We start from the raw sequence: 15,639 nt of genomic DNA on the forward strand, positions 1-15,639 counted from the left end.
TTTCTAATGTTCCGCGGGGGCGGAGGGCCGCGCGCGCGCGGCCCGGTGGTGCGTCAGAACTTGACCGTGTAGCGACCGAAGAAGTACCGCCCGATGGTGTCGAACGTGTTCACGTCCGTATTCGCGTTCAGCACGTTGTTGTTGTAGACGATGGGCGGTTGCTTGTCGAAGGCGTTGTCTACGCCCAGCTCTATCGTCGAATTGATCTTCGGCATGGCGTAGGTGACGCTGAAGCTGTGGTAGGTGGTCGAACCGTAGGGCACCTCCACGCCGCAGAACTGCGGACGCGCGGTGTAGCTGCACGCGCCATCGGCGGAGCTGCCCTGGCGGATGTCGGCGTTGCCCAGGTCGAATGCGCCGATGTAGCGGATGCGCCAGCTGGCCGACCAGTCGCCCATGTTCCAGTTCGCGAACGCGCGGGCGCGGATGCGACCGAACATGCCGTAGGAACTGTCGTAGTGGCCGGCGAGGTGGACGACCGCGTCGGCGTCGGTGGTCGTGTCGGTGTCGTTGTCCCACTGCGCAACGTAGGTGCCGTCGAAGCCGAAGCTCCAACTGCCCCACGCCGTGTCGGGCAGCTTGTAGCGCAGCGCCAAGTCCCAACCCTTCACGTCCAGGCGGCCCAGGTTCACCGCCGGCTGGCGAATGTAGTTGACCTCGCCGTTGTCGAAGCGGTTGATGAAGCGGCACAGGTCGCTGGCGGGGTTCGCGTAGCACGAGTTCAGCACGATCTGCGCGCTGATGTTGGTGATCGTGTCGTTGAGGTACAGGCGCCAGTAGTCGAGGCTGACCGAGAAGCCCGGCAACCAGCTCGGGTCGTAGACCAGGCCCCAGTCGAATGACTTGCCCTGTTCCGGCTTGAGGTCGTAACCGACATAGGCCGCGCCCGAAGTCACGCCGGTGGACTGGCCCAGGCCGGTATCGGCGATACCGCCGTTCAGGGGAATGCCGGTGCCGGGGTCGTACACCGTGCCCGGAGTCAGCGGTGGTGCGCCTGCCGGGCCGTGCGATGCGCCCGTGGGAGTACCGCAGGCTTGCTCGTGGTTGTACGTCGGTGTCAGCGGGCCATCGGAGATCACCGTACCGTCATTGGCGAGCACGAGATCCGGGTCGGCGCCATAGCCGATGCACAGCTCCTGCAACAGCGGCGCATTGCCCGCCGGACCGGCGAAGAGGTCGGTCACGCTCGGGGCGCGGAACACCTCGGCCACCGTGCCGCGCAGCAGCAGGTCGTCGATCGGACGCCATTCCACCTGCAGCTTCGAGCTGGTGTTGTTGCCGAACAGGTCGTAATCCGAATAACGCGTGCCCAGGGTCACGTTCAGGGTCTTGGCGAACGACACGTCCTTCAGCAGCGGCAGGAACAGTTCCGCATACAACTCGCTCGCGGTGAAATCGCCCTTGACCGGCGAGGCGCAGGCTTCCTGCGATATCTGGCAAGTCGCGTCCGGGTTGGCCACGGTGACGAACTCGACTTCGCTGCGCTGGTATTCCTTGCGCCATTGCGCGCCGAACGCCAGCTGCGCGGCGCCGGCCGGCATGTCGAACAACTCGCCCGACGCATTCGCCTCGAAACCCTTGGACACGTACAGGGTCGAACCGTAGGGATTGACGTTGTACTTGGACAGGGTCGCGATGGTCGCCGGGTCTTCGACGTTGAAGATGTTGACCGGCGTGCAGCCGGCGATGACATTGCGTTCATCGATCGTGGGGGTAGACGGATCATCCGGCGTGCCGCAGACGATCGAGCCGTCGGTATCCTGGAACGACGGACCCAGCGCATCGGCCAGCCCGGCGTACAGCACGTAGCCGTTGGTCTTGGTCAGTAGCGACTGGTGGCCATAGTTCATGGCGAAGTCCCACTTCCAGGTATCGCCGAGGAAGCCTTCGAGGCCAGCCACGACCTGGTCGGTGGTGGTGTTGTTGAACGCGGCGCGCTGGCCCAGCGAGGTGAAGCGGGTGCGGAAGGCGGTACCGTCGGGACCGAACTCTGCGCCAAACGGGTTGTAGTAGTTGTCGGCCGAAACCGTCACTGCGTCGGTGCGTGCATCGAACGGCAGCGGCGCGAGCGCGAAGTTCGCCGAGGTCTTGTTGTGGTAGACCTCGAGGAAGGCGTTGACGTCGTCGGTGATCTGGTAATTGGCCAGGAAGAACGCGTTGGTGCGCTCCTGCGGCGTCTGGATCAGGTTCACCGCCTGGAAGTTGTAGCCATCGGTCGGGGCGTAGCAGCGGTAATCCGAGGCCGTGGCGCCGGAGGCGCCCGGAATGCGGGTCACGTCGGTGCATCCCAGCGCGATCGCGGTCGGGTTGGTGGCAGGCAGCGAGATGAACCCGCGCGGGTTGCGGCTGGAACCGCCGGCGCTGAAGGCCGAACCGGCGTACAGATAGGTCGCGACCTTGGAATAGTCGCGGTCGCCCGACAGGATGCCGTCGAACTGGTTGTAGTTCACGCCGGCGATGACGTTGCCCTTCTCGCCGGCCTGGCCGAAGGTGAACGAACCGCCCGTGCGCTGGCCGTCGCTGCGGCTGGAAATGCCGTAGTCGATCGAGGCCTGCATGCCCTCGAAGTCCTTGCGCATGATGAAGTTCACCACGCCCGCGATCGCGTCCGAGCCGTACACCGACGAGGCGCCCACGGTCAGCACTTCGATGCGCTCCACCGCCGAAGCCGGGATCGCGTTGACGTCCGCGCCGCCATCCGCGCCGCCGGTATGCACCACGCGGCGACCATTGATCAGGATCAGGGTGCGCTGCGAGCCGAGGCCGCGCAGGTCGATGGTCGAGGCACCGGTGCCGCCGCCGTTGTTGACGGTCGGGTTGGTCGCCGCGCCGGCGATGTTGGGCAGTTCCTGCACCAGATCGCCGATGGTCAGCTTGCCGGTCTTCTCGATCGCCTGGCGGTCGATGGTCACGACCGGGCTGGCGTTCTCCGCATCGACGCGGCGGATGCGCGAACCAGTGACTTCGATGCGATCCAGGGTCTTGGCCTGGTCCGCGTCGGTGGACGGCGTCGTTGCATCTTGCGCGGATGCGGCTCCGGTTCCAGCCAGGGTGGCAAGGATCGCAAACGGCAGCGCTGCGAACCGCAGCACGGGTCGCGTGGTACGAGGCTTCATTACGGGCTTCTCCGTGTTTGTTAGCAATGCGTAAATCGCAATGCCACGTTACGGCGCAGGTTCCGCATCCGCTTTCGCTTACGCGCTGCTTCGCTTTGCATGGTCTGGCGCCTTGCCGAGGCGCCTGACCGAACGGTAGTCGGATGCCGTCGTGCCGTAATGCGCGCGGAACGCGCGGGCGAAGCTGCACGGGCTTTCGAAACCGCAGGCCGCGCCCACTTCGCCCACCGACAGGCTGGTGCGTTCAAGCAAATCGGAAGCCTGCTGCAGGCGGACGTGCGCCATCGCCTGGCGCGGGCCTTCCTCGTACAACGCATGGAAGGTCTTGGTGAAATACCAGACGGAGAAATTGCACAGCCCGGCCAGTTCCGAGAGCCGGATCTGGTGTCCGGCATTGCCATCGAGGTAGAGCCGCGCGCGCTGCATCCGCGCGAAGACCTGGCGCTTGCGCCGCAGCGAACGCCCCGGGCAGCGATCGACCATGCGATGCAGGTCGTCCTGCAGCGAGGACAGGAAGTGCAGGATCCTGCGCACCGCCGCATCCGTGTCCGGCGTCGACAACCGTTTGCCGGATTCGAAGCAACCCACGTTGCGCCACAGCCGTAGTGCCAGTCTCATACCGTGCTTGTCGACACGGCCGCGTCCCGTATGGATGGGCGGCAGGTCGGATTGTTCGAATGTCTGATCTGTGGGCATTGCCAGCGCGATGGCCAGCGTCCGCTTTTCGGACAACAGCGTCGGGCGGGAATCACGATCTAAGGCGACCCAATCACCCGCCTGCAACTGGAACGTACCTTCGCGGCAGGACAACTGCGCCTCGCCGCGCAGGACCAGCCAGAATGACGTCTGGCTATCGGCTAGGCTCAAGCTGGCGGAACGACTGATTGCAGCCAGATAGTAACTGTCAGTCGAACCATCCTGACTCAAATTGTCCTGGATTTCGGCGCGATCCAACCAGAGCGTTTGTAGTTCCATGGCCTGAACCTGTGCTTGGGGGAGGTGCGACCGTGATCGCGCGCCCAAGCTTGCAGGTCAGGAAAATTCGCCGCGGGAATCACGAAATTTCCCTGAAATTCTCATTTCCGATTGGATTCAACCGCTTGCGACCATGACTTTCGGATGCGCCGCGCGATGAAAGCCAAGCACATCGGCATCGCGGCGGCGTATCCACCTCCCCTGGATGCGCGGAGTCGCGCACCAGCGCGATTGTCGGCAGTCGCGGCGGGGACGCGGCCGGAAGCGATTCTGTACGCCAGTCCTGCTGTCGAAAGGCGGGCGGGCCAGCGGCCATCCGGCCATCCGGCCATCGAGTCGGCGCGTCAATTGGGAAGGGTGCGCATGAAGCCGATGTCCTCGTTCATACCTTGGACGAGGGAGAAATACAGCCTGCGATGGACCCGATCCAGGGAAACACCGGTGACGCCCACGGGTTTGGCCAGGGCCAAGAGGCACGCGCCCGGACGATCCCTGGACTCGGGCAACTGCATCCATTGCAGATCGCATTTGCCTTCGCCCTCGTCGAGCGACGCCAACCAAACACCGCCATCGTCGACCAGCACCCTGCGCCCGCCCCCGACTCCGGGGCGATCGCTGATGCGGCGCGTATTCGACAGGTCGTAGGCCATTTCCCACAAACCGGCTTCCTGCGGCCGCGTAAACAGGATGCGGCCGCGCTTGGCGTCCACCCGGGTCAGGGCGACGTTATCGCGGGCGGCGATCGCGCGCCATGGCGTGGTGGAGGTGTCGTACAGGGTCAAGCCCAGTTGGCCGGCATCGCGATCGCCCACGACCAACAGGCGCGACGATTCGGGCAGGTATTCGGCATAGACCGGCGCCTTGTCCGGAACCGGCAGCCTGCGAACCGTGCCCGCATCCGGAACGATCTCGTAAATGCCGTACTCGTCGCCGCTGCGCCCGATCATCAGCATGCGCTTGCTGTCCGCCGACCAGACCGGCCCGTAACGGGCAACGGGCAGGATGCCTTCGATCAGGCGCAGGGATTCCGGTCGCCCGATCCTCGCCCACCACACGGCGATGGTTCCTGATCGATCCGAGACGAACGCGACCTGCTGGCCATCGGGCGATACCGAAGGCAGCAAGTCCGCTCCCGAGGACGGGAACAACTGCTTCATCGGGCTTTTGTCGGTCAGTCGCTCGTCCAGCCCCACGTCGTAGTTGCTGGTTTTCGACTGGCCGATCACGAACGCCATCGCGCCCGTGCGCGACGCGATGCTCGGGAAGGCGGTATCGGGCAATCCGAGATCGATGACCTTGCGCGTGTCCAGGTCCAGCTTCGCGATCGAAACGCCGCCGTCCAGGTAGCGGCCGAACACGATGGACTTGCCATCCGGCGCCCAGGCGATGGCGTTGATGTTGGTCTTCAGGCTGGTCAGTCGCTCCGGCTCGCCGCCGGCGGCGGGGACGCGCCAGATGTCGGCAAGGGACACGTTGCGGCGGAAGGCGATCCAGCGACCATCCGGCGAATACGCGGCGAGCCCGTCGACATCGTGCTCTCCCTTGCGGTAAGCGAGCTTCGTCCATGCGCCATTGCCGAGGTCGACGACGTGGATGGTGCCGTTTTCGTCGAGATCGAGCGGGCTGAGCGTCGTGACCAGGCGCCTGCCATCGGGATGCCATCCGACCCGACCGTCCATGTCCTCGCGGCATGCGGAAATCTGCCGCGGTTCGCCGCCGCTGGCGGGGATCAGCATGATCGCGCAACGATCCTTGGGCCCCATCCGCACGAAGGCGATGTCGCGCCCGGTCGGCGACCATGCCGGGTTCATGTCCCAGACGCCCGCCGTGTTCGTGGTGATCGCGCGCGGCGGCACCGGCGTCGTGGTCTGCATGAACAGCCCGGCGGAGGAATCGTCTTCCGGATAGGCGCTGTAGACCACTTGCGAACCGTCCGGCGACAGGCTCGGCCCGCTCTCGCTTCCGGGCATTGACGTGATGTGCTGGTAGTCGGGCTTCGCCGCTGCAATGGCGGCGGGAGGCGCCTTGGCGATGCTGCCATCGGTATTCCGCGACAGAATCGCTACGGTCGCCAGCAGGGCGCCGAGCACGGCAACCGTCGCGGTGATTGCGAATCGCGCGCGCCGCCCGCCCGCCGTGCGGATCGGCGCCGGATCGGGCACCGTCGCCGCATGCCGATCTTCAACCGCCGCATCGGCTTGCGCAGGCGCGCCGCTGCATTCGGGTTTGGTTCCGTGTTCAAGCGACTCGATCCATGCAGTCGGCGCCAGCAGCCGATATCCGCCCTTGGCGATGGTCTCGAGGTAACGCGGCGTATCGCGGTCGTCGCCGAAGGCCTTGCGCAACTGCGCGATCGCCTGCGTCAGCACGTCGTCGCTCGGCAACGTGCCCGCCCATACCCATTCGAGGATCGCGACCCGGCTCACCACCTTGCCCTGGTGGGCGACCAGCATCATCAGCACCTGCAGCGATTTCACCGTGATGCGGCGCGGGCTCGCGGCACCGGGTTCGTACACGTCGCGACGCGCGACGTCGACGATGCAATCGCCGACCTTCAGGAAGTCGGTTTCCGGCTCGATGAGGTTTTTATGCTGGTTCAGCATGCCAATTCGGTGCCATCCCCTTTTCGCAATTGTGCTGGTGAACGCCCTGTCCGGGGAACGCCCGTCCGCTTCGGGCAATTTCGGTAAAGTTTTTTGAACCCTTCGAGCTAGTGGCTGGGCGAAGCATTTCACGATCAGCGCGCGCGTTCATATGGCAGAGGTACTGGCACATGAATCGGACGGGAGCCCGCAAACGCAGCTTCAGCCTTGTGCTCAGGCCATCCAAGGGTAGATGCGCGAATCGCCCGCAGCGTTGCATCCATGATTCGGCCAGAATTGCTCCCGCTGGAACTGCCGTGCGCATGGGTGGACCGGCGATCAACTACGCGCATCCCGGATTGGATCCTAGGCAGCCGGAATGACATGTCCGAAGGTAGCGACTGCGCTTGCGAATACGAAACTAAGTGTGAAAATCCATCTGCCCGACACGATAAGCGCTGCGCACAACTCAAAGAAAAGCCCCGCCTTGCGGCGGGGCCTTTGAAGTCACCGAACTGTCGATCTTTACTGCTTCCTGCCGAAGTTCCAGCGCGCCTCGAGGTAATAGCCGCGACCATAAACGTCGAACATGTCTTCGTTGTAGGGCGCGCCGCTGGCGCTGCTATAGCTGGCCAAGTCCATATCCGGCATCTTGTTGAACAAATTGGTGACGACGAACGAAAGGTCGAGGTCATCGGTCGCCTGCCAATTTACACTGGCGTTGTAGGTCGTGTAGGAACTCACTTCGCCACAACGGCTGAATGTGCAATTGGTCGCGTCGGTCCAAGCAATGTAATTCGCAGTCGGTCCGATGTAGTCGGCATACAAAGTGGTGACCCAATCGCTCTTCTTCCAAGACACGGAGGCATTGGCGCGGTAGATCGGATCGCGACTGTAGTAGCCGCTGTCGAGGACGTCGATCACCGGATCGGTCGGGTAGAGCTGCTGCTCGTGCTTCAGGTTCCTGGTCCAGGAACCCTTGAAGGACAGATCGCCCAAGCTGCCGATACTCTGGTTGTAGTTGACGTTAAGGGTAATGGCAGACAAGACCTCGCTCGCGACGTTGACTTTGCCGACGAAGATCGACCGCAGCGTGCCATCCGGGTTGCGGACGACCTGATTGAAGACAGCCTGGCAAGTTCCAGAACTCGGATCGAGAGCTCCCAATCCTCCGTCAGCCACCGAAGTGCAGGCCAGATCGTCCTTCATCATCTGGTCGATGCTCTGTTGCGCGACCTCATTCTTGATGTTCCAGTAATTGTAGTCCGCGGCAATGGAGAATTTCGACGTCGGCGCCCAGACCACGCCGTAGCTCCATACCTTGGCAGTAATCGGCTCTAGGTCGGGGTTGCCCGAGATGGATCCCGCAAAACTGGGCTGAGTTTGAGTTTGATCGACATCGGGGTCCACCAGGCAATCGTCGAAATGGTTGACGTCATATGCCGGGTTTTGCGCGTGACAGTACAGGTAGTCGTTGGTCGAAGAGAAGAAGCCGCTCAATCCCTGGAACTCGTCACTCAAGGTCGGGGCCTTGAAGGCGGTTCCGTATTGCCCGCGGAAAAGCAAGCTTTCGATCGGTCGATATTCGAAGCCGATGTTGTAGGTCGGCTTGGAGACGTTTTCGCCGGAGACCTTGTAGCTGTCGTAGCGACCCGACAGACTGATGGTCAACGGCGCGAACACCGGCAGCCGAAGTTCGCCGGTGACGGCATAACGGCTACGCGAACCCTTGCCACTGGTCGCACTGGACCCCCAGGATTGCGACTCCAGCGTCACCGGATCTGCTAGGAGGAGCGCATCCGGCGTATAGGTCCAGCCTTGGGTACCGGTTTCCACCGCCAGCGCGAGACCCGCATCGCCACCTGGCAGGCTGAACAGCGAACTGTTCGTGACCTGCGCACGCAACATGTTGTCGTAGGTGTTGCTGTGGTTTTTGGCGTGAGTGGTGAAGCTGTCGAAATCGGCGACCGGGATCAAGTTATAGAACTTCGTATAGTCCGGAGTGAAAACCGGATAGCCGTAATAGGTGCCCTGCTGCGGACCGAGGATGTGGCTATTGAACCAGTTGTTGACCCCGTCCTTGAGCTTGACAAAGGTACTTTCGGTCAGCTTGTATTCGGTGCGCGTGAGGCCGATATCGTAATCCCAGTTCGAATCGCCGAAGGTGCCTGCGGCCCCCAAGGTCAGTGCGTAGGAGTTGCTGTCGTTACGCTCCATGGATCGTTCCCAGCCACCCATGTCCTCCGGCATAAAATTTCGCTGGAGCTGGATGGCATCGCCCAAATTCGGATCCCAGAAATAACCGTTGCTGTCCTGGTGTTCGAGCGCATTGGTCCACCAAGTGTAGTTGGAGCCTACGTGGTACCGCGTCGATTCCCTGCTGTATAGCAGGTCGCCGTAGAGTTGCAGGTTATCGCTTATATCGAACGTGGCGTGGGTATAGACTTGCGCGCTTTCGCCGCCATTCTTGACGGTTCGATAACCGGGATTGTAGAACGAGCCGCAGTAAGGCTCGAGTCGGCCGGGACGGGTTTGCAACCCCTCGGTGCCACCGAAACCACTGGATACGTTGGCGCAATCGTTCGGATCGAAGAAGTAATACTGGTGCGCCAAGTCGCCGAAACGGCTGAAGATGCCGAAATCGCGAGTGGCGATGGGCGCAGTGGATGCGTGCGTGTTGTACGTTTTGGTCAGGTCGCGCTGGTAGCCCCAGATCGGGTCGGTGTGCTCGAACTGGCCGCCCAGCAGCATGTGGAAGCGGCCGTCGTCGCTGCCGAAATCAGTCGCGGCGCTGATGCGACGGCTTTCGCCACCGCCTTCGTCATAGCCGCCGAGGCGAGCGCTCACCACCGAGCCGTCCATGTTTTTCTTGAGCCTGATGTTCACGACGCCTGCGATGGCGTCGGATCCATACAGAGAGGATTGGCCACCCGGCAGGATTTCGATGCGCTCGACCAGGTCGATCGGGATGCCGCTGATGTTGTTGAACACGTCGGTGCCGTTGTACAGCGCCGGGTAGTTCGCCATCGGGCGGCCGTCGACCAGGTACTTCGTGTAGCCCGGGTTCAGGCCGAACAGGCTGTTGGTCTCGGCGCCCTGTGTAAAGCCAGACGACTGCTGGTTACCTTGGACGCCGCCCGTCGCGAACGAGCTTTGGTGCAGCGCATCCTGGACATTGGTGAAGCCGCGGGTCTTCAGGTCCTCGGCGGAAATGACGAGCACCGGCTTGGCGGTCTCAAGCGTTGTCTGCGGGATCAACGAGCCGGTGACGACGATCTTGTCGAGGGTCTCGGCCTGGGTGTCAGGCTGCGGCGTTTGATCGGTTGCGGAAGTGTCTTGTGCATATGCCGATGGCGCAACAGCGACCATCGCTATGCTGATGGCGGTCGTCAGGAGTTTACGTTGCATTGGATATCCCCATTCATGTGAAGGCAGCACCGAGTCGGTGGCTACCCTGCACAATGAAGGGGCGGAATGTTTCACGTTTGACTTGTCGGGCCGTTCTGATTTACTGGATTTGTCCTTATTTCCACATCCTTAACGGACCGCGCGAATCGACCACGGCGTCCGCGGCGCCCCGACTTCCCGTTTCAACCGCGGTCGTCGGAACCGTATTCGCTGCTGTTGCGCGGGGTTCCATCGCCGATCGCCGACTGGAGGATCAGCAACCTCATCGCCAACTGGAACCCGCCGTTGTTGTTGAGCAGGAGCGGTTCCGACAACGGCAGCGCTTGTTCCTGGAAGCGATCGAGCAGCGCCCGATAGTGCTGGTGGCCAGCGCGGCTTTCGCCGTACTGCGCCCACAAGCCCTGCCAGCCGCGGAGTAGCTGCGCCGCAAGCCATTGCACTTGCTGCAATTGTGGATGCGGCAGCGCATCGCCGAACAGCAACCCGAAATGCGACCGCATTTCCCACGGGCTCATCACGACGGGAACGTTGACCGATTCCAGCGGGAATTCGGCATCGACTCCCTGCGCAGGCTGCACGCGCTTGGGTTCCCACGGTCCCCGCGGCGGCGCCCCGATTGCACGTCCGCGCCCCACCAGGTCCCAGAACCCGCTTCCGCCCACGGTATCGACCACGAGGTGGATGCGCGCGGCATCGGCGTCGTTGATCACCCGGTGCATGCGCCAAGTGTCGAAGATCCAGCATTCGCCCGCGGCCATGTTGACGGCCATGTCGCCGCATTCGAAGCGCACTGTCGGCTGGGTCACGATCGGCACGTGCACGCGCACGCGGTCGGCCCAGTAATAGCCCTGGTCGAAATGGCGCGACACCTCGGCCTGCCCGGACAGGCGCATCAGCCGGCTGCGTCCGATCGTCGCGCCGAGGCCGGCGAAGACCTGCTGCAGGTAAGGGCAAGCACGCAGGTGCGGGGTGGGGAGCATCGGGCCGTCGAACGTCTCGTTCGCCGGATCGCCGTCGACCGCGACCAGCGGCAGCATCGAATTCCCCGCGAATCCCTGCGGATGCGGTTTCCAGCAGGATTCGTCGATCGCCAGCACTTCGCGCGCCAGCGCCTCGGCATCGAACAGCAACGGCAACTGGATGAACGGCACCTGCAGCTTCACGGAACGCTCCATGCCGCGGCCATCGCGGCTCGCGCATGTTAGCGCAGGCTTCGGCGCGGTCAGCGCTTGCGCAACAATCCCGCCATCCGCGCGACGACCACGGTCAGGTACATCACGCCGGTCCACTGCTCGACGATGACCAGCACGCGCGCGTGCGGCGTCGCCGGGTAGATGTCGGTGAGGCCGGTGGCGGACATGTTGGTCGCGCTCAGGAACAGGGCCTGCACCCAGGTGAGCGGCTGTTGCACCGCCGCGCCCGGAACCACGAATGCGCCCGGTTGCAGCAATTGCGCGCCGGAGAACACCCAGGCATAGCCTTCGACGAACAGCATGAAGGTCGCGCCCGCCGCCCACAGTTCGTCGGTGGTGGTGCGTTCGTCCTGCATCATGTAGGCGATCAGCGCCGCGGCGGAATAGAAGAACGCGGCCGCGTAACCGGCCGCGCCGGCCACGCCCAGCGCGGTGATGCCGGTGAACCGGAATGCCGCGTGCGCACCGATGCCGATGATCGCCAACGCCGCCGCGATCCATGCCTCGCGCGGCGAGCGACGCACCATCCACACCGCGGCGGACAGCACGCCGACGCTGAGCGCCGCGAGCACGCCCTGCCCGTGCCCGGTGTCGAACCACGGATACAGCAGCAACGCGGCCAACTGCACCAACAGCAGCGTGCGCGAAGGTTCGTGGGCGATGCGGAACAGCAGCTTCATGCGCTCACTCCGCCCGGTAGACCTCGGCGCCCTGCTCGCGGAATTCCTTCGATTTCTCGGCCATGCCGCTTTCCAACGCGGCCTTTTCGTCGACGCCGTGTTCGGCGGCATAGTCGCGGACGTCCTGGGTGATCTTCATCGAACAGAAATGCGGACCGCACATCGAGCAGAAATGCGCCAGCTTGTGCGCGTCCTTGGGCAGGGTTTCGTCGTGGAATTCCTTCGCTTTCTCGGGATCGAGGCCGAGGTGGAACTGGTCTTCCCAGCGGAACTCGAAGCGCGCCTTCGACAACGCGTTGTCGCGCACCTGCGCACCGGGATGTCCCTTCGCAAGATCCGCGGCGTGCGCAGCGATCTTGTAGGCCATGATCCCGTCGCGCACGTCCTCGCGGTTCGGCAGGCCGAGGTGCTCCTTGGGCGTGACATAGCAGAGCATCGCGGTGCCGTACCAGCCGATCATCGCCGCGCCGATCGCGCTGGTGATGTGGTCGTAGCCCGGTGCGATGTCGGTGGTCAGCGGGCCCAGCGTGTAGAACGGCGCCTCGCCGCATTCGGCGAGCTGCTTGTCCATGTTTTCCTTGATCAGTTGCATCGGCACGTGGCCGGGGCCTTCGATCATGGTCTGCACGTCGTGCTTCCACGCGATCTTGGTGAGTTCGCCCAGGGTTTCGAGTTCGCCGAACTGCGCGGCGTCGTTGGCGTCGGCGATGCAACCGGGACGCAGGCCATCGCCGAGCGAGAAGGCCACGTCGTAGGCCTTCATGATCTCGCAGATGTCCTCGAAGTGGGTATAGAGGAAATTCTCCTTGTGGTGCGCCAGGCACCACTTGGCGAGGATCGAACCGCCGCGCGACACGATGCCGGTCACGCGCTTCGCGGTCAGCGGCACGTAGCGCAGCAGCACGCCGGCGTGGATGGTGAAGTAGTCGACGCCCTGCTCGGCCTGCTCGATGAGCGTGTCGCGGAAGATCTCCCACGTCAGCTCTTCCGCGCGGCCATCCACTTTTTCCAGCGCCTGGTAGATCGGCACCGTGCCGATCGGCACCGGCGAGTTGCGGATGATCCACTCGCGGGTTTCGTGGATGTGCTTGCCGGTGCTGAGGTCCATCACCGTGTCGCCGCCCCAGCGGATCGCCCACACCAGCTTCTCGACTTCCTCGGCGATGCCGGACGACACCGCGCTGTTGCCGATATTGGCATTGATCTTGGTCAGGAAATTGCGGCCGATGATCATCGGCTCGCTTTCCGGGTGGTTGATGTTGTTCGGCAGGATCGCGCGGCCACGCGCGATCTCGTCGCGCACGAATTCGGGCGTGATGAGCTTCTGGATGTTCGCGCCGAAGCTTTCGCCAGGGTGCTGCGCGAGCAGCAGCGCGTCGCGCACGGCTTCGAGGCGCTGGTTCTCGCGGATCGCGACGAATTCCATTTCCGGCGTGACGATGCCGCGCTTGGCGTAATGCATTTGCGACACGTTGGCGCCGGCCTTCGCCTTGCGCGGCAGGTGCCGGTTCGGGAAACGCACCGCCGCGAGCTTGGGGTCGGCTTCGCGTGCGCGACCGAATTCGGAACTGATGCCAGACAGGATTTCGGTATCGCCGCGCTCTTCGATCCACCGCGAACGCAGTGCCGGCAAACCGGCGGACAGATCGATGTTCGCGTCCGGATCGGTGTACGGGCCCGAGCAGTCGTAAACCGTGACCGGCGGATTGTCCTCGCCGCCGAACAGCGTCGGCGTCTTCGTCAGCGCGATCTCGCGCATCGGCACGCGCAGGTCGGCGCGCGATCCTTCGACATGGATCTTGCGCGAACCGGGAATCGGTTTCGTCACCGCCTCCGACAGTTGTTCGGTCTGGCGGATGAGTTCGCTGGGCACGGCATTCATGGCATTCGTCCTTTCGGCGTTCACGGACGAAGCGGCGGCGCGCACATGCAGGATGTGTCGCGAAGCTTCCCTACGGCGGCATCACCCGCGTCAGGTTCGAAGGGTCTGTCTCAACCGCGCTGCCGCGGTACCCCCGCTCCGGGCGGTATTGCACCACAAAACGCCCCGGGATTCCTGCCGCCGGTTTCCAAGGCGGGTTCACCCAGCCTTGCGCAGTTTCGATCGGCTAATTTCCAACCAGCCTTTGCACGCATGTTCTTCAACGGTAAACGGCAAGACGTCACGATCCTGAATCGGACTGACATCTTTCGATGCGCTAACGATCGTTCTTTCCAGAACCTTGCAAGAAATAATGTGGCCTCGATCCTCCGTAATCGAAATCAAATGTGCTTCTACGAAATATTTGACATCGACCTTTCCGCAATCATCGGTCTTGACCTTCTTTTTTGCACCGTAGGCCCAAATAACTTTCGATTTGCTACCGATGTTTCGTTGATATGCAGGCGATCCTAGATTTTCCAGAAGACTGTCCAAACGAACCGCATGGGACGCCATGGCCACATCGTCTTGAAGACGCCTTTCATTAATTGGGGTCCAGCCCGTCTCCTCGATATTTATCGGACACTCATCCGCGTGAGCGCTAGCAAAAAAGATGGCCGCCGCTGAAGCAAGCACTGAGACCAGCAATCTGCTTTTCATGGCGCTGGAACTTTCCCATTGATTCATTCGATGAATATCAACGCAAGGCCGCGTTGATCTTCGCCAGCGTGTCCGCACCCGGCGACAACTCCGCCACGCCGAGTTTGTTCAGCGCCGCATCGACGGTGTTGAGGTGGCCGTGCAGGTCGCCGGCCTCCGGATCGACGTACAGCAGCCCGGTCGCGATCTCGCCCTGCGCATGTCGCTGCGCGATCAGGTTCATCGCAGCCAGGCGATCGCGCGGGTCGTAGCCGGCGTCGAGCTTGCGCAGGCGCAGCACGCTGCCATCGTGCTGCTCGACCTCGATCATCCGACCTTCCGCGTAATCGGCCTCGATGCGCGCGCGCGGCAGGATCACGTCCAGCCGGTTCACCGCCTCGTTGTGCTCGCGCACGTAGTCGTAGCTGCGCGTGCTGCCGGCGTGGTTGTTGAACGCCACGCACGGGCTGATCACGTCGAGGAAGGCCGCGCCGCGATGGCGGATCGCGCCCTTGATCAGCGGCACCAGCTGCGCCTTGTCGCCGGAAAAGCCGCGCCCGACGTAGCTGGCGCCGAGTTGCAGCGCCATCGCCACCATGTCCAGCGCCGAGTCGGTGTTGGCCACGCCCTTCTTCGACATCGAACCCTGGTCCGCCGTCGCCGAGAACTGGCCTTTCGTCAAACCGTACACGCCGTTGTTTTCGACGATGTAGACCATGTCCACGCCGCGGCGGATCGCGTGCACGAACTGGCCAATACCAATCGAGGCGGAATCGCCATCGCCGGACACGCCGAGGTAGAGCAGCCCGCGGTTGGCGAGGCTGGCGCCGGTGAGCACGCTGGGCATGCGCCCGTGCACGGTGTTGAAACCGTGCGACTGGCCGAGGAAGTAGTCCGGCGTCTTGGAGCTGCAGCCGATGCCGCTGAGCTTGGCGACGCGATGCGGCTCGATGTCGAGTTCCCAGCAGGCCTGGATGATCGCCGCGGAAATCGAATCGTGGCCGCAGCCGGCGCACAGCGTGGAGATCTTGCCCTCGTAGTCGCGGCGGGTGAACCCCATCGCGTTGCAGCCGAGGGTCGGGTGGTGGAGCTTGGGTTTGGCGAGGTAGGTCATTGCAGTGACTC

General features: G+C 63.3%; 9 protein-coding genes and 1 riboswitch. All 9 genes read right to left on the minus strand.

What is annotated here, in order from left to right:
* Positions 1-53: 53 nt before the first annotated feature.
* Positions 54-3,116: a TonB-dependent receptor domain-containing protein gene (locus FNZ56_RS07355; RefSeq protein WP_143879213.1), complete on the minus strand. Its 3,063-nt coding sequence runs from the start codon at positions 3,114-3,116 to the stop codon at positions 54-56.
* Positions 3,117-3,194: 78 nt separating this feature from the next.
* Positions 3,195-4,091 carry a helix-turn-helix transcriptional regulator gene (locus FNZ56_RS07360; protein ID WP_143879214.1) on the minus strand — a complete coding sequence of 299 codons (897 nt, stop codon included), beginning with the start codon at positions 4,089-4,091 and terminating at the stop codon, positions 3,195-3,197.
* A 344-nt stretch (positions 4,092-4,435) separates the two neighbouring features.
* Positions 4,436-6,694, minus strand: coding sequence for a winged helix-turn-helix domain-containing protein (locus tag FNZ56_RS07365; protein WP_143879215.1), 2,259 nt, complete (start codon positions 6,692-6,694; stop codon positions 4,436-4,438).
* 504 nt (positions 6,695-7,198) lie between these two features.
* Positions 7,199-10,081: a TonB-dependent receptor plug domain-containing protein gene (locus FNZ56_RS07370; RefSeq protein WP_185970685.1), complete on the minus strand. Its 2,883-nt coding sequence runs from the start codon at positions 10,079-10,081 to the stop codon at positions 7,199-7,201.
* A gap of 182 nt (positions 10,082-10,263) precedes the next feature.
* Complete coding sequence (locus FNZ56_RS07375; protein ID WP_143879216.1) at positions 10,264-11,256, minus strand: aspartyl/asparaginyl beta-hydroxylase domain-containing protein; 993 nt, start codon at positions 11,254-11,256, stop codon at positions 10,264-10,266.
* 47 nt (positions 11,257-11,303) lie between these two features.
* The gene (locus FNZ56_RS07380; protein ID WP_185970686.1) at positions 11,304-11,954 is read right to left on the minus strand and encodes a two pore domain potassium channel family protein; all 651 of its coding nucleotides are present in this window, start codon (positions 11,952-11,954) and stop codon (positions 11,304-11,306) included.
* 4 nt (positions 11,955-11,958) lie between these two features.
* Positions 11,959-13,836 (minus strand): phosphomethylpyrimidine synthase ThiC, encoded by a 1,878-nt coding sequence (gene thiC, locus FNZ56_RS07385; protein ID WP_143879218.1) that lies wholly within the window; start codon positions 13,834-13,836, stop codon positions 11,959-11,961.
* A 49-nt stretch (positions 13,837-13,885) separates the two neighbouring features.
* A riboswitch (TPP riboswitch) is annotated at positions 13,886-13,981 on the minus strand.
* A gap of 53 nt (positions 13,982-14,034) precedes the next feature.
* Positions 14,035-14,562 carry a hypothetical protein gene (locus tag FNZ56_RS07390; RefSeq protein WP_143879219.1) on the minus strand — a complete coding sequence of 176 codons (528 nt, stop codon included), beginning with the start codon at positions 14,560-14,562 and terminating at the stop codon, positions 14,035-14,037.
* Between the two features lie 10 nt (positions 14,563-14,572).
* A complete protein-coding gene (locus FNZ56_RS07395; protein ID WP_143879220.1) occupies positions 14,573-15,628 on the minus strand; it encodes a 2-oxoacid:ferredoxin oxidoreductase subunit beta in 1,056 nt (351 codons plus the stop codon).
* Between the last annotated feature and the right edge of the window lie 11 nt (positions 15,629-15,639).

This window comes from Lysobacter lycopersici (genome assembly GCF_007556775.1).
GTDB lineage: Bacteria > Pseudomonadota > Gammaproteobacteria > Xanthomonadales > Xanthomonadaceae > Pseudoluteimonas > Pseudoluteimonas lycopersici.